This is a genomic window from Paenibacillus wuxiensis, assembly GCF_040195695.1.
GTDB lineage: Bacteria > Bacillota > Bacilli > Paenibacillales > Paenibacillaceae > Paenibacillus_B > Paenibacillus_B suaedae.
The window spans coordinates 50,986-74,932 of record NZ_JBEFZI010000003.1; the positions used below are offsets into that span (position 1 = coordinate 50,986).

Consider the following 23,947-nt stretch of genomic DNA (forward strand, 5'->3'; position numbering starts at 1 on the left):
AAATTTTTCATATTTAACAAGATTGTCACCAATATTTCATGATTTATCCCTTGTCATTGAAACCCTGCATGATAGATGTCATTGAGTGGGAGATCAGATAGACATGTTTTCGCCACATCATTCCGTACCTGTGCCTTTCACTTTGCTTGGCTTACTACTCCCGTTGCCCATTTATAAGAGATATTGAATGCATTCATCAGAAATCGTAATGGCACTTGTCTTCACCATGCATTGTCGCATTGCTGGAAATATGTTACGATTACCTCACCAATAAAACATACTATTTATATCGGAATAAACAAGTTTGAGGAAATGAGGGACTGCCAATGGCTTATGATCCGATTTGGATGCAAGACCCTTCAAAGCTGAATAAGTTCGAGTTTGTCAAAATGGAGAAGGACGGTCTTGATGTCATTCGCGATATTATCGAGACGTATGCGCAGCAAGGCTATAAATCCATCCCCGAAGATGACAAAGGTCGCTTCAAGTGGGCCGGTGTCTATGAGCAGAAACCGAAGGACGGACATTTCATGATGCGGATCCGCATCAATTCCGGCATTATGTCCGCCGCACAAGCTCGAACGCTAGCCGATATCGCTGAGCTATACGGCCGAAGCCTGATGGACGTAACAACACGCCAAGCGATTCAGTACCACTGGCTGAGAGTCGAGGACTTCCCCGATATCTTCAATCGCCTTGAACAGGTTGGACTCTATTCTTATGAGGCTTGCGGCGACTGCCCGCGAACGATTGTCGGCAACCCGCTTGCTGGCATTGATCCCGATGAATTAATGGATACAACCGATCTCGTAAATGAAGTAAATGATTTTTTCCTCTTGAATCGAGACTTTTCCAACTTGCCGCGCAAATACAAAATGTCGATTTCCGCCAACATCTATAACAATGCGCATGCCGAAATTAATGACTTAGCCTTCACCCCTGCCGTCAAAATCATTGATGATGAAGAAGTGATTGGCTTCCACGCTCATGTCGGAGGTGGATTGTCCGCCAAGCCGCACTTGGCGCAAAAGCTTGATATGTTCATACGCCCTGAGGAAGTGCTCAAGGTCGCCGTCGGCGTAACGACACTATTCCGTGACAACGGATTCCGTGAGAAGCGCCATCATGCCCGTCTGAAGTTCCTTATCGCGGCTTGGGGTGTAGAGGCTTTCCAGAATCGCTTGGAGGAGCTTATTGGCAAGTTCCCTACTCGTGGTGAGGATAAAACCGTCGGCTGGCAAGCAGCTTACTTCGACGGCGTCCATCCGCAGAAACAGAACGGCCTCTTCTATATTGGACTCAACGTTCCAATCGGCCGGTTGGATAGCCACGAGTTCCGCCAGCTGGCTGACGCAGCTGAACAATACGGTGACGGATTACTGCGGACAACGATGTCCCAGAACATTGTTCTGACTGGCATACCTGAATATCACATTGACGAGGTTCTTGCTCTCCCCGTGCTGCAGCGCATTACGCCACATCCTAAGCCATTCATGAGCCGGACGGTATCATGCACAGGCAACGAATTCTGCAACCTAGCGATCGTAGAAACGAAGGAACGCGCAAGACGCGTAGCTGACTATTTGGATGAGCATATCACCGATCTGGATGAACAAATTCGCATTCACTTCATTGGCTGTCCGAACGCCTGCGGTCAGAAGCATGTCGCTGATATCGGCTTACAGGGCTCTCTCGTGAAGACGGAGCAAGGCATGGTCGATGCTTTCGATATCGCAGTCGGCGGCATACTTGGCCCGAATGCCCGTTTTAACACAACGTTGAAAGGGCGCGTTAAGGGTGACGATGTCCCATACGTCTTAGAACAGCTCCTTCGCTTCTATAAAGAGGATCGTAAAGCAAATGAGACATTCCATAGTTTCTTCCTCCGTGTCGGTGCAGACGCGTTCCAGCAGCGCCTGACCGAGATTCTAGCTGCTCCTATCGGCTAAGCCTAATGAGAGAGAATACATCCACCCCGCACCAGCCTCCCCTGTTATGAACAAGAGACCAACCTTAGCTAAGCGCTCTGGTTGGTCTCTTCATTTCACAGCATATGATTTTTTGTGAAAAGCTCCACATTAGTATATGATTTCGTCAAGCATGCACCATACTCTGCGATATACTGCAGCCTTCGTACGATTAATTGCCTTAGCTAAACATGACTTGCCTAACATTACTTAACATGATTCAGCCTAACATGAGATGTAAGTTGCCTTATGCCTCTTATTCGTCCTTCAGTTGAATCTCCTCGTAAGAACGAATCATTACATCTGCGGATTCAGGAGCTGTCTCGAATTGATTCGCCTCATCAATGAAGATTTGAAGACTTGAGCCAGCAGCGTGTCCCATTTCCATATCCCCAACCGAATCTCCGATCACAGCTATCTCATGTGGTTCCAGTCCGATCTCTCGGCAGGCCAGCTCCACCATGTCCGGATAAGGCTTCCCTTGCGCTACACAATCATCGCCAACGACCGCATCGAAATAATGGCGGATTCCCATCTTCTCCAAATGCTGCTCAGATGGCCCCTTATCATCTGCTGTTACAACCGCCATCTTAAGTCCATGCTGACGGCAGAGTTCCAGAAACGGCACAACGCCTGTTACCGGAATAATATTAGCATGCTCCAGCAATTGCTCATTCGCCTGCTCAAACACCGCTGTTACCCGCTGCACAGCGCGGTTCCACGGCACTCCTTCTTTATAGAGCAAATAAGTCGCGATCGAAATCATTTGCGTCGGAGACCCCATCGCCAGCGGCCCTTGCCGATCATGCGTACGTATCGATCCATCTGCCTCAATGTGAACGCCTAAAATATATCCCGGGTCTTCCGGCAAAGAGCCTCCCTCTTGCTTCAGCTCCTGTTCCAATCCCTTCATTACCGTCTCCGCCCACCAGCCCCACAGGCTAATGAACTGTAAAATCGTTCCATCCTTGTCGAACAAAATACCGCGCACCTTTGCGCTGCAAGAACCTACTTGAAGCTGAACCATCTGCACCATCCTCTGCAAGATCATTATCGTTGCCCTACCATTTCGGCATACATAGCTCGGTATCCTGCTGCATTCCTTAACTGCTTCAACATTTCTCGACATGGGATCGGGATGTTAAAAGGCAACTCCAGTTGGCACACATTCAAACACATTTAATAACACATTCAAAAAAACAAACCTGCATAAAAAGGCACGTCCAGCTGTTATGAGCCGTACCGTGCCTGTATCGTACATAAATGAAACGATGCTGATTCTACACTTGCTGTGCTTCCCGATCCTTCTTCGTTAATTGCTTCGTACGCTCTGCATCGCGCTCCAAGATCGGCTTCAAGTACTTGCCTGTATAAGACGCAGGTACCGTTACGACTTGCTCCGGCGTTCCGTGCGCAACGATCGTTCCGCCGCCGCTGCCACCTTCTGGACCCAAGTCAATAATGTAGTCCGCTGTCTTAATGACATCCAGATTGTGCTCGATAACGAGCACCGATTCACCGGAATCGACAAGTCGATGCAGCACTTGCAGCAAGCGATCAATATCCGCAACGTGAAGACCTGTAGTCGGCTCATCCAAAATGTAAATCGTCTTGCCTGTGCTCCGGCGATACAACTCAGCTGCCAGCTTCACGCGCTGCGCCTCACCGCCAGACAATGTTGTCGCAGGCTGTCCGAGTTTCATGTAGCCAAGGCCGACATCAAGCAATGTCTGAATCTTGCGATGGATACGAGGAACGTTCTGGAAGAACTCAACTGCATCCTCGATCGTCATTTCCAGCACATCTGCGATGTTTTTCCCTTTGTATTTCACTTCCAGCGTCTCACGATTGTAGCGCTTGCCCTTACATACCTCACAAGGTACATAGACATCAGGCAGGAAGTGCATCTCAATCTTAATAATCCCGTCTCCACGGCATGCTTCACAGCGTCCGCCCTTCACGTTGAAGCTGAAGCGCCCCTTCTTGTAGCCACGGATCTTCGCTTCATTCGTTGAAGAGAACAGGTCACGGATATCATCGAATACACCTGTGTAGGTGGCTGGATTCGAACGTGGCGTCCGCCCGATTGGAGATTGATCAATATCAATGACTTTATCGATATGCTCAAGTCCGCGAATTTCCTTGTGCTCACCCGGGCGCACCTTCGCCTTGTTCAAATCTCGCGCCAGCGTTTTGTACAAGATCTCGTTGACGAGTGTCGACTTGCCTGAGCCGGATACGCCAGTTACTGCGGTGAAGACGCCCAGTGGAATCTTCGCATGAACGCCGCGCAAATTGTTCTCCTTCGCACCGCGAACCTCCAGCCAGCGTCCATCCGTCTTGCGGCGTTCCTCAGGTACAGGAATAAACTTGCGACCGCTCAAATAAGCCCCGGTAAGCGAGTTCTTATCCTTCATGATCTGCTTCGGCGTGCCTTCAGCTACAACCATACCGCCGTGAATACCAGCGCCCGGGCCAATATCGATAATATAATCGGCTGCAAGCATCGTATCCTCGTCATGTTCAACGACAATAAGCGTATTCCCGAGGTTGCGCATATGCTCCAGCGTCTGGATTAAGCGATCATTATCACGCTGATGCAGACCGATACTAGGCTCGTCCAAGATGTACAGAACCCCCATCAAGCTCGAGCCAATCTGTGTCGCCAAGCGAATGCGCTGCGCCTCACCGCCAGATAGCGTTCCCGCTGCACGGTTCAAGGTCAAATACTCAAGCCCGACATTCACGAGGAAGCCAAGACGCGAATTAATCTCCTTCAGAATGAGGTGAGCAATCAACTGCTCCTTCTCTGATAGCTCTAAGCCGCTAAAGAAACGCTGCGCTTCTCCGATAGAGAGCGAGGTGACATAGGCCATGTTCTCACTGCCTACCGTAACCGCCAAGCTTTCCTTGCGCAGACGATGCCCTTTGCAGGAACCGCAAGGCTTCGCACTCATAAACCCTTCAATATATTCACGGATGCCCTCTGATGCCGTCTCACGGTAGCGACGCTCCAGATTATGAACGATACCTTCAAACGGCACAAAGGCTTCCTTCTTATGACCGAAATCATTCTCATATCGGAAGCGAACCTTTTCACCACCCGTACCATTCATCAATTTGGACATCTGTTCCTTGTCTAACTGTGATACCGGAACATCCGTAGAAATTCCATAATGCTCACATACCGCAGCCAAGAACTGCGGATAGTAGTTCGACGTGCTGCCTGCCCATGCTTCAAAAGCTCCATCCTCAATCGTGCGCTCACGATCCGGCACCAGCAGTTCAGGATCGACAATCATCTTCATACCGAGTCCATCACATTCCGGACAAGCACCAAATGGACTATTGAAGGAGAACATGCGGGGAGCAAGCTCATCGATACTGAAGCCGCATTCTGGACAAGCCAGATTCGAGCTGAACACCAACTCTTCCTCGCCGATAATATCCACAATCAGCTTGCCGTCTGACAGCTTCAACGCTGTCTCAATGGAATCGGCAAGACGTGATTGCACATCTTCCTTCACAACAATTCGGTCTACAACAACCTCGATATTGTGCTTGCGATTCTTCTCCAGCTCAATCGTCTCGGACACATCACGCAATTCTCCATCCACACGAACCCGGACGAAGCCTTGCTTTTGAATATCAGCAAATACCGTCTTATGCTCCCCTTTGCGTCCAGAAATGACCGGGGCTAGCAATTGCAGCTTCGTTCGCTCTGGATACGACATGATACGATCCACCATCTGTTCCACGGTTTGCGACGTAATCTCTATTCCGTGCTCTGGACAATGTGGATGGCCAACACGTGCGAACAATAATCGTAAATAGTCGTAGATTTCCGTAACCGTACCAACCGTTGAACGCGGATTGCGGCTTGTCGTCTTCTGATCGATTGAGATGGCTGGAGACAGCCCATCGATAGAATCGACATCCGGCTTCTCCATTTGCCCGAGAAATTGACGCGCATAAGCGGATAGGGACTCCACATACCGGCGCTGCCCTTCGGCATAAATCGTGTCGAAGGCTAATGACGATTTACCCGAGCCGCTAAGACCCGTAAGTACAACGAACTTGTCGCGCGGGATCGTCACATCGATATTTTTCAAGTTGTGGGCACGCGCCCCTTTTATCACAATATGTTCACTAGCCAATGGATTACCCCTCCTGCTCGTTCAGGTTCACTCGAACCACGTACGGCATCTAAAATTACTGCTCTATGATTAGTCCATCGCCTTCAATTCCAACAAAGCATCACGCAGCTCGGCTGCTCGTTCAAATTGGAGGTTCTTCGCGGCATCTTTCATTTCCGCTTCCAATCGCTGAATGACCGACTGACGATCCTTCTTCGACATCTTCTCGACAGACTTGCTGATATCGTACCCTTCCTTCGACTCCGCTGTCTTCGTCGCCTCGATCACATCGCGCACTTTCTTGCGGATTGTCTGTGGCGTAATGCCATGTTCCTCATTGAACGCCATCTGAATCTTGCGGCGCCGTTCTGTTTCCGTGATGGCCTTATGCATCGAATCCGTCATTTTATCCCCGTACATGATGACACGTCCTGATGCATTCCGCGCCGCACGCCCAATCGTCTGAATGAGGGAGCGTTCTGCGCGAAGGAAGCCTTCTTTGTCTGCATCCAAAATCGCAACCAGCGATACTTCCGGCAAGTCGAGCCCTTCACGCAGCAAGTTGATGCCGACAAGCACATCGTACACGCCCAGCCGCAAATCACGCAGCAGCATCATCCGTTCCAAGGTTTTAATATCAGAATGCAAATAACGCACCTTAATGCCGATTTCCTTCAAATAATCGGTTAAGTCCTCGGACATCTTCTTCGTTAACGTCGTCACAAGGACACGCTCGTCTTTATCCAAGCGAATGCGAATTTCTTCAATTAAGTCGTCAATCTGCCCCTTCGTAGGCCGTACTTCAATAATCGGATCCAGAAGACCCGTCGGACGAATAATTTGCTCTACCATCTTCGGAGTATGCTCAAGCTCGAACGGCCCCGGCGTCGCTGATACGAACACAGCCTGACCTACCTTCTGCTCGAATTCCTCAAACTTAAGCGGTCGATTATCCATCGCCGACGGCAAACGGAATCCATGCTCAACGAGCACTTCCTTCCGCGCTCTGTCGCCGTTGTACATCGCACGTACCTGTGGGAGCGTAACATGAGACTCATCGACCACGACAAGGAAGTCGTCAGGGAAATAGTCAAGCAACGTATACGGTGTTGCACCGCGTTCACGGAATGTGAGCGGTCCGGAGTAGTTCTCGATCCCCGAACAGAAGCCCATCTCCTGCATCATCTCGATATCATAGCGAGTACGCTGCTCCAAACGCTGTGCTTCTAACAGCTTGCCCATACTGCGCAATTCTTCTAACCTTTCTTCCAATTCACGCTCTATATTGACGAGAGCCACCTTCATTGTCTCTTCTCGCGTTACGAAGTGAGACGCCGGGAAGATTGCGATATGTTCACGTTCACCAATAATTTCACCAGTCAGCACATCTATTTCAGTAATTCGCTCGATCTCGTCACCGAATAGCTCCACACGAACTGCGTTCTCACCGTTCGAGGCTGGGAAGATTTCAACAACATCGCCCCGCACGCGGAACGTACCGCGTGTGAAGTTCATATCATTGCGCTGGTATTGAATGTCGACCAGCTTGCTAAGAATCGCGTTCCGCGATTTCTCCATCCCCACCCGAAGAGACAATACAAGGTTGCCGTACTCCATCGGGGAACCCAAGCCATAGATGCACGATACACTCGCCACAATAATAACATCACGGCGTTCGAACAAGGAGCTGGTAGCAGAGTGACGAAGTTTGTCGATCTCTTCATTGATACTGGAATCCTTCTCAATATACGTATCGGAAGAAGGAATATAGGCTTCAGGCTGATAGTAATCGTAGTAGCTGACGAAATAAGACACAGCATTGTTCGGGAAGAATTCCTTGAATTCACTGCACAGCTGTGCAGCGAGTGTCTTATTGTGAGCAATAATTAACGTAGGACGATTCAACTGAGCTATCGTCTGGGCGATGGTGAAGGTCTTCCCTGTTCCTGTCGCTCCGAGCAGCGTCTGATACCGTTTCCCTTGATGGACGCCTTCAACCAATTGTTCAATCGCCTTAGGCTGATCTCCTTGAGGGGAGAACTCGGATACTAGCTCAAAAGGTCTGTCTTCCCTTTCAAAGTCCGCCACAACTTCACCACTTTCTTTTTAATATCATGTACATTTTATATGATGAACTGTATCTGTCAGAGCTTAGAACTGCATTATGCAGACGTACTCCGACCCGTACAGCAAAACGCTACTGCAATGAAAATAAATTCCTTCATCATTCTCTGTTTATAGGCATTTCATCCTGCTTATTCGCGCAAAAAACGCTCGTCCTGGGACACTCTAGGACTCTTGACTCAAAACTTTGGTACAGGCCCGCAAGCGCCCTCTTCCCCTAAACTTTGCCCAATTTCCACCCGATAAACATATCAGGTACAGCATGGCGAAACAATGGGTTCGCTCAGGTCTGTTGCCATGATATAGTATGGATGCTGAAATCGTTGCAAAGAAGGATCCCGCATGAGGCGGACATCATCTTTACATATGAAAAATAAGAATGTTTGTTCCCTTTTCCATTATACTCTTTTCATCGATTGGATGCAAATGGGAAACAATGAACGGGAGAGAGGATTATCTATGGACAAAACAACTGTAATTGGCATTCTTGCCGGCTTAGCTGCACTCATCGGAGGCTTCCTGTGGGAAGGTGGACAGATGGGTGGCCTATGGGAGAAAACGGCTGCACTCATCGTCTTCGGCGGAACGATTGCCGCTGTCGTCATCAGCTTCCCGGGCAATCGGCTGCGCAGTATCCCGAACGCACTTAAGATGGCGTTCGGTCGCAACTCAACAAACGCACAGCAATTAATCGACGACATCGTCGCTATGAGTACTGTCGCTCGCAGAGAAGGTGTCCTCGCTCTGGAGAACCAGGCCCACACTCATGAGAACGGATATTTGCGTGATGGCATCATGATGATTGTAGACGGAACTGATCCAGAGCTCGTGAAGCAAATGATGGAGCTGGAGATGGACGCCATCGAAGAAAAACATGAAGGCTATGCAAAAATATTTGAAGCAGCTGGCGGTTATGCTCCAACAATGGGGATTATCGGTACCGTTATGGGTCTAATTCACGTCCTCGGCAATTTGTCAGATCCGTCTTCGCTCGGACCATCAATTGCCGTTGCCTTCACAGCCACCCTATACGGAGTTGCAACCGCAAATATCATTTACTTGCCGATTGGAAGTAAAATCAAAGCGCGCAGCATGGAAGAATTACGTGTCATGGAAATGATCGAATACGGAATTTTAGCGGTACAAGCTGGCGAGAACCCGCAAATTATTCGTAAAAAACTTGGCTCATTCCTGCTCGCCGAAGACTCCTTCGAACCGCTCAAGTTGGTTCCAGAAGCAAAGCGGGGGATGATTCATGAGACGCAGAAATAGAAAATCAGGAGCACGCGCTGAGAATCACGAGCGCTGGCTCATTACTTACGCGGATCTCATTACCCTGCTTATGATCTTCTTTGTCGTCATGTATGCCATGAGTAAGATTGATGTGGATAAATATGAGTCTCTGTCTGAAACGCTGCAGGTATCCTTCCGCAATACGGATACATCCTTAAAGGGCTCCACTATTCTGGATGGATCCTATGCGAAGCCAGGACAAACAGGAGACAAACAAACCAAGCAAGACGGCGCCGACGGCAAGGAAAAGGAAGAAAAAGCCGTGGCAATAGGGACAATTACGAACAAGGATCTGGCCTTCCGCAAGCAAGAGGCAGAGCTGAAAAACTTCATGGGTGTCATCCAGCAATATATCGATGAGAACAAACTAGGCAGTCAAATTACCGTATCTGATACGCCAAAAGGAATCGCCATCCGAATGAGCGATCGACTGCTGTTCGATTTGAGTCGTGCAGAATTGAAGGAAAATGCATTCCCTCCACTGAAGAAGCTTGCTACCTTACTTCCGAAGCTGAGTACATCCATCAGCATTGAGGGACATACGGACAACTTACCGTTCGCCCAAGGCGGCCGCTATAAGGATAACTGGGAGCTATCCGCTGCCCGAGCCCTATCCGTTCTTCGTTACTTCGTAGATGATAACAAGCTCGATGCCGCACAATTCCAAATTGCCGGCTATGGCGAAACTCGTCCACTTGTGGATAACGACACAGAGCAACATCGTCAACAAAATCGACGCGTAGAAATCATTGTTCTGCGGAAAATGGTGCAATAAATGTTCGGCAGCCGATTCAAGCGTATGGTTATCCAACAGTTATTCACAGGATAAACAGCACTTATCCACGTTATTCACCGACTTATCTACAGAATGTTAACAACTTGTCGACAAAATCATATATTTCAATCCTATTATCCACAATCCACAAGATTAAATATATTTGAGTTCAAAAACAAAGGGATTAATTAGAGCAGTTGCACAACTGACTCTGATTAATCCCTTTTTGTTAAATGCTTAATCTCGATTCTCGTATACAAATCCCACTCAGTTTGCTGTATATCCCCAAAAACAATTGAGTAGATTGGATTCCCGAAAATTATTATCCTTACTATGCTCGATTATCCACATCTGTAGGCATTGATGCATTCAACGTCTTCGCAGCCTCACTCATGTGGTCTGCAGACTGCACATCGCTCTCTGCTTGCTCGCGCAGCTTACGCTTTGCTCCACGCTTGGAACGAATCCAAGGCACTAACAAGTATGAAAATAATGACGGAGCCCGTGTAACTGCTACATATTCAACCCGATCATCAGGAGCAAGCAATACGCCCAACTGATGGTGATCACCAGCATAAATAGCCCGCTGCAAGAAACGAACCTCACCTGATAAGTTGTTCACTTCCAGCTTACAGAACGCGGAATTCATACGGAGTGCCTGATGCAGCTCCGCCTTCGTCCTTACCTTCACACCGTTCACCTTCACAATCACTTCACCTTGCATAATACCAAGCTCCGCTGCCGGACTGTTCGGCAGGACAGCCAAAATGCGGAGTCCTCCAGCATCTTGGGTGAACACCGGACTATGTTCCGCTTCTTCTCTGCGACTCAACCAGATTAAGCCCTCATGCATGCCAATCGCTGCAATTGCGGCCACAGGAACAAGCGGTGCCCACCAAGCAGCAGCTAATGAAATTGCAAGCAGCAGTGCCGCATACGCAAACAAACGCGTACTGCTTAGCGCTGCTTTCTGCTGTGGAAGCTTCGTAAATGTCAGCTCGGAGAAGCCAATAACGATTGGAAACGCAATGAGCGACCAGCCATGCTGCCACAGTTCTCCACCGAACAACGGCATCCAAGGCAAAGCTGCTCCCTCACCCGCTGGAAAGAGTAGAAACAGCGGAACTGGCCACATGCTCTGCATACGATAGGCACCGACGACGCGTCCACGCTTGCTCTCCATGAACATCGGTCCAGCCATACGCGCTGCCTGCTTGCGAATAAGGACAGCCTCAGCCGCATGCAGCAGTGCGACAAGCACCAGCAGCCCAGCAGCGTCCATTCCACGCACCGAAGCAACGGTATCCCCTAGCCAGCCATCTGGATTCCATGTTGTCACCCATGTATTTAGTACAAATTGTATAATGGCAAGCAAGCCTGCCGCATAAGCAAGGCACAGAAATCGAACACGGATAAGCAGCAGTACGAGAGCAATGATCCACAGCAGCACGATCACTTCCCGTGTCAGAGACACGCCGAGTCCAATTGCAGCGAACGTTACGAGGATGCCTGAAATCAAGCCACCAAGCCATGCATGCCAGGTATGGGTGATCCAGCTGTGCATTTTCACGGCGAACAGTCTTCGCTCCAGGATCACTTGCCTGCGATAATGCATGGCAATGAGTAGAATGGACAGCCAATAAAACGGCGAGATAAGCCATTGCAATACAGCCTCGCCTACCCGAATACTGATATCCAACAGCAGGTTCACATGATTCGCCCCTCTCCATCACCAATTAGACTACGCACTCTATCTATGCTGAACACGTTCCCTCTAAGCTGCCCACCTGCAGCCATCCTTGTCTTCAAGCTTACTAACCATCTTGCCTTCAAACCAAATACCTACTTTCTATAACCCTTTATAACTTTAATGGAGACGAACTTTTACGTTCACACGTATCCATTTACCCGAAAACCCATTCATGCAATCAAAAGAAAAAGAAGGCCGAAGCCGAAGCTTACGACCTTCTTTATATTCGACAGCATTTAGCGGATTTCCTTCTTCAGTACATCAACCGCCTTATGGAGCTGTGCATCGTTCTTCGGATCCCGCATCGCCTTAACAATCGCCTGCTCAAGCTGTTCTGCCGTCTTCGCATCAACCTTGCCCGTGACGGTCAGTTTGGATGCTTGCTGGAACTCCTTAATGGCTGCCTCAGTCTCCTTGGAGAAATAGCCATCCTTACGACCTGGCTTGTAACCAAGTCCATCAAGCATAATCTGAACATTCTTGACATTCGCATCATTCATATCAAATGCGAGCATCTTATCCTTCGGAACAGGAGCGACATAATAGAAGTCAGGCTGCTGAACCGCAATATCCGGCTCGATGCCCTTCTGATGAATCCAATTGCCTTGCGGCGTTAACCACTTCGCAATTGTAATCTTGATCAGACCGCCATCTCCAGAATTATAGCTCGTCTGTACTGTTCCCTTGCCGAATGTATGCTCACCGATGAGTTTCGCTCCAGCAGATTCCTTCAACGCGCTTGCCATAATTTCAGAAGCACTGGCGCTGCCCTTATTCGTCAGCATCGTGACGGGATATGGCTTCAGCTTCGCAGTCCCCTTAGACAAGTAGCTGCTGCGCTCTTTGTTCCGATCCTCCACTTGAACAATGGACTTGCCTTCTGGAACAAACAGCTCTGTCATCTTCTGCACAATATCGAGCACCCCGCCCGGATTGTTACGCACATCGATAACAAGCCCCTTCATTCCCTGCTTCTCCAGCTTCTCAAGCTCTTCCTTGAAACGATCGAACGTATTCAATGAGAATTGACGAATCTCAATATAGCCAATGCTTCCATCCAGCATCTTCGGATATACAGTCTCCATGTCTACTTCATCTCGCACAACGATGAGCTCAAGTGGAACTGTTTGCCCTGCCCGCTTGATAAGTATTTTAGCCTTCGTACCCTTCGGGCCGCGGATTTTCGCTACTGCCTCGTTTAGGTTTTTGCCCTCCAGACTCTCGCCATTTACGGAAATCAGCACGTCCTTCGGCTTGACGCCAGCCTTCTCAGCAGGAGATCCCTTAATCGGCGATACTACCGTCACTTCGCCATTCTCCATCGTCACTTCCGCGCCAATCCCAGTAAAAGCACCTTCAATGCTATGGTTGAATTGCTCCGCTTCTTCTTTCTCCATAAAGGAGGAGTAAGGATCATTAAGCGCGGCGATCATGCCATGAACTGCGCCATTTACAATCTTGTTGCGCTCAACGGCGGTAACGTATTTATTCTCGATAATGCCTAACGCCGAGTTCAGCTTCTGCATCTCGCTCGCTGATAAACCATTGCCTGTCGATGCAGCTTGTCCACCACTCGCAAATATCGGCAAGTCCATCACTGTAAACGTTAAGGCACTGCCTGTCAGCATAGCCGCTCCGACGAGCAGAGCGACGGTTCGCCCTTTGAATGACATCGAATCACCGCCTTTGTCTTCCCTATGTTCCCTACGCTTACTCAGTCAACATTTCATCTTAGTATATGTCGAAACTGCCATTTTTATTTCAAATATGGTTCTGGATCAACGCGTTCTCCATCCACGCGAACCTCAAAGTGGAGGTGGTTGCCTGTTGCACGGCCTGTTGCTCCTACCTCTGCAATCTTGTCGCCACGTGAAACTTGGTCACCCTTCGATACTTTAATTCCACCGTTGCGGATATGTCCATACAGGGACCAAACGCCATTTCCATGATCGATGACGACACAGTTGCCGTATCCAGACCACCATTCTGCAATCAGAACTGTACCTGATTCAGCAGCATAGATATCTGTACCTCCCGGAGTGGCCATATCGAGACCGCTATGGAACGCTCCTTGTTTCCCAGTAATCGGATCCGTGCGCGAACCGAATCGTGAAGAGATATAATAATCATCATGAAGAGGAACTGCAAATTTGCCGCCCGAGTACACTGAGTTCGACGAGTTCGAATTGCTTCTTGGCTTCGCCTTCGGCTTTGGCTTTTCCTTCGGCTTCATCAGCTCATTCTTCTTACGGAGCAGCTCGGCACGCTTCTTCGCAAACTCAACGAGCAGTCTGTCCTGCTCCTCACTCGCGTCATCTGACTCGTCAATTTGCTTATTATAGCTTGCAATCATGACTTCTTTTTCTTTTTCCTTCAGCATTAAGTCCTTCTTCGCATTATCGAGCTTCGCATACAGCAATTTTACTTGCTTCAGGTTCGTCTCGATCTCCTGCTTCTTCTGGACTACGAGCTGCTTGTCACGCTTATGCTCCGCCAATATTTCTTTATCTTGTTCAGCGATCGATTGCAGTGAATCGAACCGATCCAGGAAATCAGAGAAGCTTGTCGCACTAAACAATACATCTATGTAGGACACGACGCCGTTCGTATACATCAATCGCACACGCGTATCAAGCAAATCCTCACGTTCATCAATTCGTTTGTTGACCTTCTGCAGTTCATCCGCTGCCTCAGCCAAATTTAATTCTGTTTCATCTATTTGATGAGCGACATTCGCCATCTCATTAGCTTTCTTATCAATCTCAGACAGAAGATAGTCCATATCCTTCTGCGTCTTTCCAAGCAACTTCGTTGCTTCGGCCTTCATGGACTTCGCTTCTTGCTGCTTATTCTCCGCTTGACGCATCTCGCTCTGAAGCTGCTTCAATTGCTGATTGACCTTGTCCAACTCTGATGCTTGTCCCGTAGATGGCGGCGCCATCGAGAAGACAATTGCAAAGCTTGCGAATAACGTGATCCACTTCTTCAAACCAGTACTCCGTTTCAATCCGGTTCCTCCGATCTCCCCCGATTTGGGCCCTATCATTCATACGCTGCATTTCGTTGGTGCTATCTATACTTTCAAAAATTTACGAATGGAAATCGTACTTCCCCATGTGCCAATCAAAATGCCTAGTCCCACTAGAGTGCTGCCAACAACCAGCCACGCATCCTGCAGTGGAATAAGCTTGACCATCTGCAAGCCCAACTCAAAATTCATCACGAGCTGCTGATATCCGTAAAATAGCAGTCCAACTGTAATTAGTGACCCTACAATGCCCAGGAGAGCCCCTTCGACGAAGAACGGTCCTCGAATGAAGGAATTGGTTGCCCCAACAAGCTTCATAATGCTAAGCTCGCGCTGACGAGCCATAATCGTAACTTTAATCGTATTCGAAATAAGGAACATCGCTGTAACGGCTAGGCCCGCTACAATAATAAGGCCGAAGTTGCGCACGGTTGCCGTTACCTTCAGCAAAGTATCGACCGTTCCTTTCCCGTAATTGACCTTCCACAGCGGCTTCGCGCTATTCGTATCATTAATGGCACTAATCTTCTTCGCGACTATGCCAATCGTTGCTGGATCGTATACCTCAACCGTGAAGGAATCCGGAAGCGGATTGGTATCCTTCGTATATCCGTTAAGCAGTTCCTTGCCGTCCTCACCCAAGTTCTTCTCCAGCAGCTTCATGCCCTCTTCCTTGGAGATTGGGATAACCTTGCTTACTTCTGACATATTGCCGATGTCTGTAGCGACTAGTTCCTTCTGCTCTTGTGTTGCATCAAGCTTCATATAAACTCGAATTTGTACCTTGTTATCAATTTGCTTCGTCATCTCGTTTACATTCAACGACAATAACATGAACACACCTAATATAAACAACGAGATCACTATCGTACTAATCGATGCGAAAGACATCCATCCATTGCGGAAAATACTCTTGCTTCCTTCTCTGACATGGCGGGACAGTGAATTAAAAATCATAGCCGTATTCCCCCCGTGCCTCGTCACGAACAATAAGTCCCTGCTCGATCGCAATAACCCGCTTGCGCATCGAGTTGACGATATCCTTGTTATGAGTAGCCATGACAATCGTCGTGCCGCGGAAATTAATTTCCTCAAGCAGCTTCATAATTCCCCATGATGTCTCTGGATCGAGGTTCCCCGTTGGCTCGTCAGCCACAATCACAGATGGGTTATTCACAATTGCCCTTGCAATCGCGATTCGCTGCTGTTCTCCCCCAGACAGCTGTGCCGGCAGACTGCCCATCTTATGCTTCAATCCAACCAGCTCAAGCACCTCAGGCACACGACGCTTAATAACCTTCTTCGGCGCTTCGATTACCTCCATCGCGAAGGCAACATTCTCATAAGCAGTCAGCTTCGGCAAAAGTCGAAAGTCCTGGAACACGACACCGATATTGCGCCGAACGAACGGAATCTTGCGCTGCTTCAGCTTGCCGATATTGAATCCACTTACGAAAATTTGCCCCTTTGTAGGCACTTCTTCTCTATAGATCAATTTCATGAATGTCGATTTCCCTGCTCCCGACGGTCCAACCAAATAGACGAATTCATCCTTATCAATTTGGACGGATATGCCGCGCAATGCGTGAGAGCCGTCTTGATACGTTTTCCATACATCTTGCATTTCTATCAAATAATCACACCCTAAGTTTAAAAGATCAGCTAATATACATTCGACATAAGTGCTCTAATTCCTTTAAAAGAAAGGAAATTTCAACATCTTTTTACGCATAGCACCACATTCAGCTATCATTCAGCGTTCTATAGCAGCTAACGCCGTCGGAAGCAGTTCGGCCCTTGCTGTAGTCCTCCCCTCCAACCAGCTAACGCAATGTTCCCTTGTTCTCTACACTCATCGAGTCAAGTTTGCTATTCAAGTCGCATATAGTATGAGAATGAATAAATCAAATCTTCTCGTCCTTAGGCTTGCTTCAAGCAAGGACTCTATTTCTTCATTTTTTCATAAGCAGGAGGCTATTGCAGTGAAAAAAATCCATGCACTATTTATAACCGTTGCCTCACTCTTGTTGGTAGGTACTGCGGTATGGGGCTTGGCTCACAGCTATGCATCACAGCCAACAATCCCTCCCAACGTACATCTGTCCACTTGGAATATCGGCTCTCAATCTATGGACGCCTTCCGCGACCAATTAAAAGCAAAAATTAAGCAATTGGAGCAAACGCCATTCGAATTCTCCTTCGATGACACGAACGTTGAACCAGTCAAAACTACACTTGCTGATCTCGGCGTTACCTATGATGCGGAGCCTATTTTACGCGCACTCGACAAGATGAAGGAAGGCTCTCTCTGGGAACGAATTCAAGCACGTTACTATTTCCCGACATCATGGACACTTCAATTCCGTTGGAATAAAGACGTGTGGGCGAAGCGCTTGACTCCAGACTGGGAGGAAAAAACATTCGGCAAGCCTGTAAATGCACAGCGAGAAATTACAAAAGACGACACCGTTCGCTATACACCTGAAAAAACAGTCCTTCGCATCGACCGATTACAGCTGGAACAACTCATCCGCACCTCCATCCCACACACGTGGAATGAAGGGCAATCCATTGCACTACAGGTACCACTACAAAAAACAGCCCCACCAGTCACGATAGCATCGCTGAAAGCGGAGGGGATTGAACGAAAGATTATTGAGTTCTCAACCAGCTTCGTGCAAGCCAGTGACGGGCGCACCCATAATGTCAACGCAGCTGCCCAGACCATTCATGACATGGTGCTGAAGCCTGGTGAGGTTTTCGACTATGATAAAGTCATTGCTGAAACGGAAAAGAAATACGGCTTCAAGGAAGCTCCCGTCATCTTCAACGGCAAGCTTGTGCCCGGCATTGGCGGCGGCATCTGCCAAGTATCGAGCACCTTATACAATGCAGTACTTCGCACTGGTCTGGAAATCGTCGAGCGACGCAATCATTCCTTACCTGTCTCTTACTTACCAATTGGGTTAGATGCCACCTTCTCTCAGGGCTATATTAATTTCCGCTTCAAAAACACAACCGGCAAGCATCTTATTATTCGAACTGCTGCTGAGGACGATCGGCTCATTATTAAATTTTTCGGCACAATGGATAAGGATGTATCCTATCGGATGGAGACCAAAACATTGAAGGTGCTGGAGCCAACGATTAAATATGTGAAAAATCCAAGCCTCCCTATCGGCAGCCACGAGACGATCCAGAAGGGGAAACAGGGCTATACGGTAGAGTCATACCGAATTAAGCTCGTTAACGGCAAAGAGGTCGAACGCAAAAAAATGTTTGTAGATACGTACAGACCACAGCCGACACTTATAGCCGTCAATACAGGCGGATCGGATCAGTCTTCTTCGAAAAAGGATCAAAACCCGATTTTAGAGGATGGTGTCAACGGGCCGGTATTCAACGATTAGCTAACTGGGGAAATATGTTGAGGTTTAATCGTAAGAGCCCTCCTTCAGCCAATGATGAGGAGGGCTCTTACTCGTGTAAGCATAAAACTATATTGCGGCAAACCAATGATGGACGTAAATCAATCACCATCTATGCAGAATTAGAAAATGCGGTGAGGCATCAGTCAAGCGCCACGTCCTCCTATAGAATGAAGTTGGATCCGGATGCAAGGCGAGATCATTAATCTACGCCGCCGTACCCAGCATTGAAGGGAGTTTCTCCCTTTCGAGGTACAGAACATTGCATTACGCATCCCGCTTCGTTCGCTGCTGCGGCATATCTGCAAGCTGATTGACAGATACGATGTCATGCCGTTTTTTGCGTGGTGGTGTCCAAAACTGCTCATTTCCTGGCAAGTCATCGAACCAAGCAGCTTCATCGGGACAATCAAGCTCCATGAACGCGCCATAATTGCCCTCTCTTGATTGATGATACTTTAGAAAAGCCTTTCCGTTCTCAATCGCCAGGATTTCAATTTTGCCTGATGTATGGCTCATGGATAACCTGACCCGCTTACCAAGACCTGAGGTCTTCGCCTTGGCTGCTTCAACGAGTTGGTACGCTTCCTTTAATGGGAGGACGAATTCACTATTGCCAGCAACCGGCCGGTTAATAAAGAAATAATACGGGGTTACCCCAGCCCATGACAGCTTATCTAGCAGTTCTCCGAGTACCTCAGCATCATCATTAATCCCCCGCAATACCGGCGTCTGATTGACTACGATAGCTCCAGCTTCGTGCAGTGCTTGGAATCCGCGCTTCGCTTCTTCTGTAATTTCTCGTGGATGATTAATATGGGCCATCACATAAATCCGGTGGTCAGGTGTTGAAAATTCACGAATCGTCTCCAGCAATAACTCATCTTCATAAATCCGCATCGGATTAAAAACGGGCAGCTTGGAGCCCAATCGAATAATCTTAACATGAGGGATATCGCGCAGACGTTGTAAAATCATGCGCAGCTTCGGGGTGGCTAGAATCAGACTGTCTCCGCCGGTAAGCAGGACATTGTTAATCTCGGGATGTTCGGCAATATAGGCGAGCCCTGGATTCACGTCGGACATCGCTTCTTTGACATCGTTGCGGAATAGTCGCTTGCGGAAGCAGTATCGGCAATAGGCGCCGCATACTTCCGATACAATTAATAGTGCGGTAGATGAATACTTGTGCTGGCAGCCAGGAACTACGTAGTTCGTGTCCTCGTCTGAGGCGTCCCATCGTCCATACTCTTTCAGTTCCCCGGTATTCGGGATAACAAGCTTCCGAATCGGGTCATTGGGGTCGTTCCAATCAATGAGGTTCAAATAATAATCGTTAACGCGAAATACAAATTTCTCGGTAATCTGCTTGAGCCGTTTCCTTTCCGTCTCGGGCAACTGTGTGACCTTGTCGATATCGGTGACGTACTTCGGCTGAGGCATTAGCATTCCTCCTTATGAAGTTTGATCGTGCATATGCATATTGTTAATTATACACATGTTTACATATTCAGGCAATGGAAGGGGTGAAGCCTGCGAAGCAAAACCTCCCTTCAATGCAAAAAAAGAACAAGCGCGTCAGCGCCTCACGGGACGCTATTAACGCGCAGTGCTCCTCGATAAGTTGAATTGCTTAATTTCATGGCGATTCTGAATACTATCGCTGATCCCATCCAACAGATATCAGTCCACCGTCAGCTACTATGCTAACTTGATCCCACCGTTGGCTTCAATCCAGAGCGCCTTCTGTGCCAATGCTTGTTCTGCCCGCCCAATGGCGGCCTCCACCTGCACCGTTGCTGTTCCGCCGTATACGTTGCGTGCATTGACAACCTGCTCAGGTTGAAGGACAGCATAGATACGATCATCGAACAGCTCAGAGAACTGCTTGAACTCCTCCAGGGTTAGATCAAGCAGGTATTTGTTCTGTTCAATACAGTACAGCACCGTCTTGCCGATAACTTCATGCGCCTGACGGAATGGCAGTCCTTTGCCAACGAGGAAATCTGCAATGTCAGTTGCGTTGGAGAAGTCCTGACGCACTGCCTCCCGCATGCGGCTGCGATTCACCTTCATCGTAGCGATCATCGGTGCAAATAGGCGCAGTGCACCGTCCAGCGTATGCACAGTGTCGAACATGCCTTCCTTGTCTTCCTGCATATCCTTGTTATAGGCTAGCGGCAGTGCCTTGAGTACCGTCAGCATGCCTACGAGATTACCGTATACCCGCCCTGTCTTTCCGCGGACTAGTTCCGCGACGTCTGGATTTTTCTTCTGCGGCATAATACTGGAACCCGTGCAGAATGCATCGTCCAGCTCCACGAATTGAAATTCTGTGCTCGACCAGAGCACAAGCTCTTCACACAAGCGGGATAAGTGCATCATAATCAGGGAAGCGTTCGACAGGAACTCCACGATGAAATCCCGATCGCTCACTGCATCAAGACTGTTCTCATATATGCGGCTGAAGCCAAGCTGCTTCGCGGTGTAATGACGATCAATCGCAAATGTCGTCCCCGCGAGCGCACCCGCTCCAAGTGGAAGCATATCAATGCGCTTATAGCTGTCCGTCAAACGCTCGATATCGCGCTCGAACATTGCGACATACGCCATCAAGTGATGGGCGAATAGAATCGGCTGTGCACGCTGCAAATGCGTATAGCCAGGCACGATTGTCTCTACGTTCTCCTTCGCCTGCGCAATAAGTGCTTCCTGCAGCTGCACAAGCAGCTCAACAAAGATCACCACACGCTTGCGTAAGTACAAGTGCATATCGGTTGCCACTTGGTCGTTGCGGCTGCGTCCAGTATGCAGCTTGCCGCCCACCGGGCCAACAAGCTCAATGAGCGCTTTTTCAATATTCATATGAATGTCCTCATCGGATACGGAGTAATCCAGCTCCCCGCGGCGGATCATACTCGCGACCTGATGAAGTCCATCCGTTATCTGATCTACATCCTCCTGCGGCAATATACCGCAAGCCCCCAGCATCGACACGTGAGCAAGGCTGCCCTGTATATCCTCTTCTGCCATTGCTTTATCGAATGTAATCGAAGCTGTATATTGTTCAACGAGTTGATCCGTCTGTTTCGTAAACCGACCGCCCCATAGTTTGCTCACGATGCTCTCCCCTTCCTGTGTTACACGCCCGCTTCTTGCAAGGAAGCCCCATGAACCTTCGTACCATGCACGCCGGCAGCGACCTTAAGACGCAAAGCATTCAAATGAATAAAGCCTGTTGCATCATTTTGATCGTATGCCTGAGATGGGTCTGCCTCCATCGTCGCGATATCTGGATTGTATAAGCTGACTGGACTCTGTACGCCAGCGCCCATCACATTGCCCTTGTACAGCTTAAGCCGTACGCTACCCGTCACATGCTTCTGGCTTTCGTTGACGAGTGCTTGAATCGCAAGCCGCTCCGGTGCGAACCAGAACCCGTTGTATACTGCAGCACTGTACTTCGGAATAAGCGAGTCACGGATATGCATTACTTCGCGATCCATCGTCAACGATTCCATGATGCGGTGTGCCGTAAATAGAATCGCACCGCCCGGTGTCTCATAGACGCCGCGGCTCTTCATGCCGACGAAGCGGTTCTCTACCATATCGACACGACCAATGCCGTGCTTGCCGCCAAGCTCATTCAATGTCTCCATTACCTGCAGAGGGGAGAGCGCCTCTCCGTTAACCGCAGTACAATTACCTTGCTCGAATGTTAATTCGATGAGCTCCGACTCATTCGGCGCATCCTCTGGAGAGACACTCAGCACGTACATGCCTTTATTCGCATCTGCTGTTGCGTCAAACCAAGGATCCTCCAGCATGCCGCTCTCGAAGCTAATGTGGAGCAGATTGCGGTCCATCGAGTATGGTTTGGCCGCAGAAGCCTGAACCGGAATACCATGCTTCTCCGCATAGGCGATCATCTCAGCGCGTCCTGGGAAGTCAGCGCGGAATTGCTCCGAGCGCCAAGGCGCGATGACTTGAATGTCCGGTGCCAGCGCCGCTGCCGTCAGTTCAAAGCGGACTTGGTCATTCCCTTTGCCCGTTGCACCATGAGCAATCGCCGTTGCGCCTTCCATACGAGCAATCTCAATCATCCGCTTCGCAATGAGCGGACGCGCAATGCTCGTGCCGAGCAGATATTGCCCTTCATACAGCGCACCTGCCTGGAACATTGGGAAGATGAAGTCCTGCGCAAACTCTGCACGCAAATCGTCGATGTAGACTTTGGATGCACCTGTTGCGATTGCCTTTTCTTCAAGGCCCTCTAGTTCTTCCTTCTGCCCAATGTCCGCGGTAAACGTAATAATCTCTGCGTCATAGGTTTCCTTTAGCCATGTTAGAATGACGGATGTATCTAAGCCGCCTGAATAGGCCAGCACAATTTTGTTCTTTGCCACGATGACTCCCCCGTTCAATATGCTTCAAATGCTGTAGAGATGAGGTTCGAAAAGTTCAGTAAACTCGATCCATAAATACGTTACTCTCCCATCAAGGAAGCCATAATCGCCTTCTGCGCATGCAGACGATTCTCCGCTTGATCGAAAATAACAGAGTGGCCTCCATCAATAACACCTTCACTGACTTCTTCACCACGATGTGCAGGCAAGCAGTGCAGGAATATATAATCAGGCTTCGCATACCGAGCTAATTCTTCATTCACTTGGAAGTTACGGAATGCTTGCTCACGCTTCAACTGTTCCGCCTCGAACCCCATGCTTGCCCATACGTCTGTATAGACCACATCGGCGTTCGCGATTGCTTCCTTCGGATCACTAGTAATGAGCACTTGAGATCCTGACTGCTGCGCCTGCTCGCGGCTTTGCTTCACAATGCCTTCATCCGGCATATATCCTTCGGGCGATGCGACAGCGACATGCATCCCCAGCTTGCTTGCTCCCATCAGCAGTGAATTCGCCATATTATTGCCATCCCCGATATAGGCCAGCTTCAAGCCTTGCAGCGTTCCTTTTTTCTCATATATCGTCTGGAAATCGGCCAGCGCTTGGCATGGATGATTCATATCCGTCAATCCATTAATAACCGGTATGGTAGCGCCGCGCGCCAAATCTATGACCGTACGATGAGCAAACGTTCGGATCATAATGCCATCCACGTAGCGAGACAGCACCTGGGCAGTATCCCATATTGGCTCCCCGCGGCCAATTTGCAGATCATTTTTACTCAAGAACAATGCCTGGCCGCCGAGCTGGTACATCCCTACTTCGAACGATACACGCGTGCGTGTGGAGGACTTCTCGAAGATCATCCCGAGTGTCTTCCCCTTCAGCGGATGATACACCTCGCCTGCCTTCTGCTTCCGCTTCAGCTCAATCGCGAGATCGATCAAGTATTGCAATTCTTCCTTCGTATAGTCAGCGAGCGCAATAAAATCGCGTCCGCGCAAATCAATTGTAGATGCTGTTATTGCCATCAAGGC

At 48.9% G+C, this 23,947-nt stretch carries 16 protein-coding genes; 4 read left to right on the forward strand and 12 right to left on the reverse strand.

Translation table 11 applies throughout. The features are described from left to right. The first annotated feature begins 326 nt into the window (after positions 1–326). Positions 327–1,949, forward strand: coding sequence for a nitrite/sulfite reductase (locus ABN764_RS06615; RefSeq protein ID WP_446671378.1), 1,623 nt, complete (start codon positions 327–329; stop codon positions 1,947–1,949). A gap of 274 nt (positions 1,950–2,223) precedes the next feature. Here ABN764_RS06615 and ABN764_RS06620 read toward each other — a convergent pair whose 3' ends face one another. The 3 genes from ABN764_RS06620 to uvrB all read right to left on the reverse strand — a co-directional run bounded on the left by ABN764_RS06620 (position 2,224) and on the right by uvrB (position 8,191). Then, on the reverse strand, positions 2,224–2,994 hold the full coding sequence (locus ABN764_RS06620) for an HAD family hydrolase (protein WP_446671379.1): 771 nt from the start codon (positions 2,992–2,994) through the stop codon (positions 2,224–2,226). Between the two features lie 253 nt (positions 2,995–3,247). Further along, entirely contained in the window at positions 3,248–6,124 is a 2,877-nt protein-coding gene (gene uvrA, locus ABN764_RS06625) for an excinuclease ABC subunit UvrA (RefSeq protein ID WP_174809247.1), read from the reverse strand. 69 nt (positions 6,125–6,193) lie between these two features. Further along, the gene (uvrB, locus tag ABN764_RS06630; RefSeq protein WP_446671380.1) at positions 6,194–8,191 is read right to left on the reverse strand and encodes an excinuclease ABC subunit UvrB; all 1,998 of its coding nucleotides are present in this window, start codon (positions 8,189–8,191) and stop codon (positions 6,194–6,196) included. Between the two features lie 495 nt (positions 8,192–8,686). Here uvrB and ABN764_RS06635 point away from each other — a divergent pair, with 495 nt between their 5' ends. Both ABN764_RS06635 and ABN764_RS06640 read left to right on the forward strand, forming a co-directional pair. Next, positions 8,687–9,499 (forward strand): flagellar motor protein, encoded by an 813-nt coding sequence (locus ABN764_RS06635; RefSeq protein ID WP_268624034.1) that lies wholly within the window; start codon positions 8,687–8,689, stop codon positions 9,497–9,499. Continuing rightward, positions 9,483–10,295, forward strand: coding sequence for an OmpA/MotB family protein (locus ABN764_RS06640; RefSeq protein WP_268624035.1), 813 nt, complete (start codon positions 9,483–9,485; stop codon positions 10,293–10,295). The genes ABN764_RS06635 and ABN764_RS06640 overlap by 17 nt, the downstream gene beginning before the upstream one ends. Before the next feature lie 331 nt (positions 10,296–10,626). Here the strand turns inward: ABN764_RS06640 and ABN764_RS06645 are convergent, their stop codons facing one another. The 5 genes from ABN764_RS06645 to ftsE form a co-directional block, all read right to left on the reverse strand. Further along, positions 10,627–12,006, reverse strand: a complete 1,380-nt coding sequence (locus ABN764_RS06645; protein WP_446671381.1) for a PDZ domain-containing protein — start codon at positions 12,004–12,006, stop codon at positions 10,627–10,629. A gap of 275 nt (positions 12,007–12,281) precedes the next feature. Continuing rightward, the gene (locus tag ABN764_RS06650) at positions 12,282–13,718 is read right to left on the reverse strand and encodes a S41 family peptidase (protein WP_072729027.1); all 1,437 of its coding nucleotides are present in this window, start codon (positions 13,716–13,718) and stop codon (positions 12,282–12,284) included. 83 nt (positions 13,719–13,801) lie between these two features. After that, positions 13,802–15,052: a murein hydrolase activator EnvC family protein gene (locus tag ABN764_RS06655; RefSeq protein WP_446671382.1), complete on the reverse strand. Its 1,251-nt coding sequence runs from the start codon at positions 15,050–15,052 to the stop codon at positions 13,802–13,804. A 66-nt stretch (positions 15,053–15,118) separates the two neighbouring features. Then, the gene (ftsX, locus tag ABN764_RS06660; protein ID WP_090514120.1) at positions 15,119–16,030 is read right to left on the reverse strand and encodes a permease-like cell division protein FtsX; all 912 of its coding nucleotides are present in this window, start codon (positions 16,028–16,030) and stop codon (positions 15,119–15,121) included. After that, complete coding sequence (gene ftsE / locus ABN764_RS06665) at positions 16,020–16,706, reverse strand: cell division ATP-binding protein FtsE (protein ID WP_021258837.1); 687 nt, start codon at positions 16,704–16,706, stop codon at positions 16,020–16,022. The genes ftsX and ftsE overlap by 11 nt, the downstream gene beginning before the upstream one ends. Positions 16,707–17,055: 349 nt before the next feature. On the opposite strand from ftsE, the gene ABN764_RS06670 reads away from it, so the two are divergent. Beyond that, positions 17,056–18,483 carry a VanW family protein gene (locus tag ABN764_RS06670; RefSeq protein ID WP_446671383.1) on the forward strand — a complete coding sequence of 476 codons (1,428 nt, stop codon included), beginning with the start codon at positions 17,056–17,058 and terminating at the stop codon, positions 18,481–18,483. 285 nt (positions 18,484–18,768) lie between these two features. Here ABN764_RS06670 and ABN764_RS06675 read toward each other — a convergent pair whose 3' ends face one another. The 4 genes from ABN764_RS06675 to argF all read right to left on the reverse strand — a co-directional run bounded on the left by ABN764_RS06675 (position 18,769) and on the right by argF (position 23,941). After that, positions 18,769–19,944: a KamA family radical SAM protein gene (locus tag ABN764_RS06675; RefSeq protein WP_446671384.1), complete on the reverse strand. Its 1,176-nt coding sequence runs from the start codon at positions 19,942–19,944 to the stop codon at positions 18,769–18,771. Positions 19,945–20,202: 258 nt separating this feature from the next. Continuing rightward, on the reverse strand, positions 20,203–21,621 hold the full coding sequence (argH, locus tag ABN764_RS06680; protein WP_446671385.1) for an argininosuccinate lyase: 1,419 nt from the start codon (positions 21,619–21,621) through the stop codon (positions 20,203–20,205). Between the two features lie 20 nt (positions 21,622–21,641). After that, a complete protein-coding gene (locus ABN764_RS06685; RefSeq protein WP_446671386.1) occupies positions 21,642–22,907 on the reverse strand; it encodes an argininosuccinate synthase in 1,266 nt (421 codons plus the stop codon). A gap of 80 nt (positions 22,908–22,987) precedes the next feature. Beyond that, positions 22,988–23,941 (reverse strand): ornithine carbamoyltransferase, encoded by a 954-nt coding sequence (gene argF, locus ABN764_RS06690; RefSeq protein ID WP_446671387.1) that lies wholly within the window; start codon positions 23,939–23,941, stop codon positions 22,988–22,990. Positions 23,942–23,947: the final 6 nt, after the last annotated feature.

Coding starts and splice junctions, on each gene's coding strand:
- ABN764_RS06615 (WP_446671378.1), top strand. CDS start 327: ATGGCTTATGATCCGATTTGGATGCAAGACCCTTCAAAGCTGAATAAG.
- ABN764_RS06620 (WP_446671379.1), bottom strand. CDS start 2,994: ATGGTTCAGCTTCAAGTAGGTTCTTGCAGCGCAAAGGTGCGCGGTATT.
- ABN764_RS06635 (WP_268624034.1), top strand. CDS start 8,687: ATGGACAAAACAACTGTAATTGGCATTCTTGCCGGCTTAGCTGCACTC.
- ABN764_RS06640 (WP_268624035.1), top strand. CDS start 9,483: ATGAGACGCAGAAATAGAAAATCAGGAGCACGCGCTGAGAATCACGAG.
- ABN764_RS06650 (WP_072729027.1), bottom strand. CDS start 13,718: ATGTCATTCAAAGGGCGAACCGTCGCTCTGCTCGTCGGAGCGGCTATG.
- ftsX (WP_090514120.1), bottom strand. CDS start 16,030: ATGATTTTTAATTCACTGTCCCGCCATGTCAGAGAAGGAAGCAAGAGT.
- ABN764_RS06675 (WP_446671384.1), bottom strand. CDS start 19,944: ATGCCTCAGCCGAAGTACGTCACCGATATCGACAAGGTCACACAGTTG.
- argF (WP_446671387.1), bottom strand. CDS start 23,941: ATGGCAATAACAGCATCTACAATTGATTTGCGCGGACGCGATTTTATT.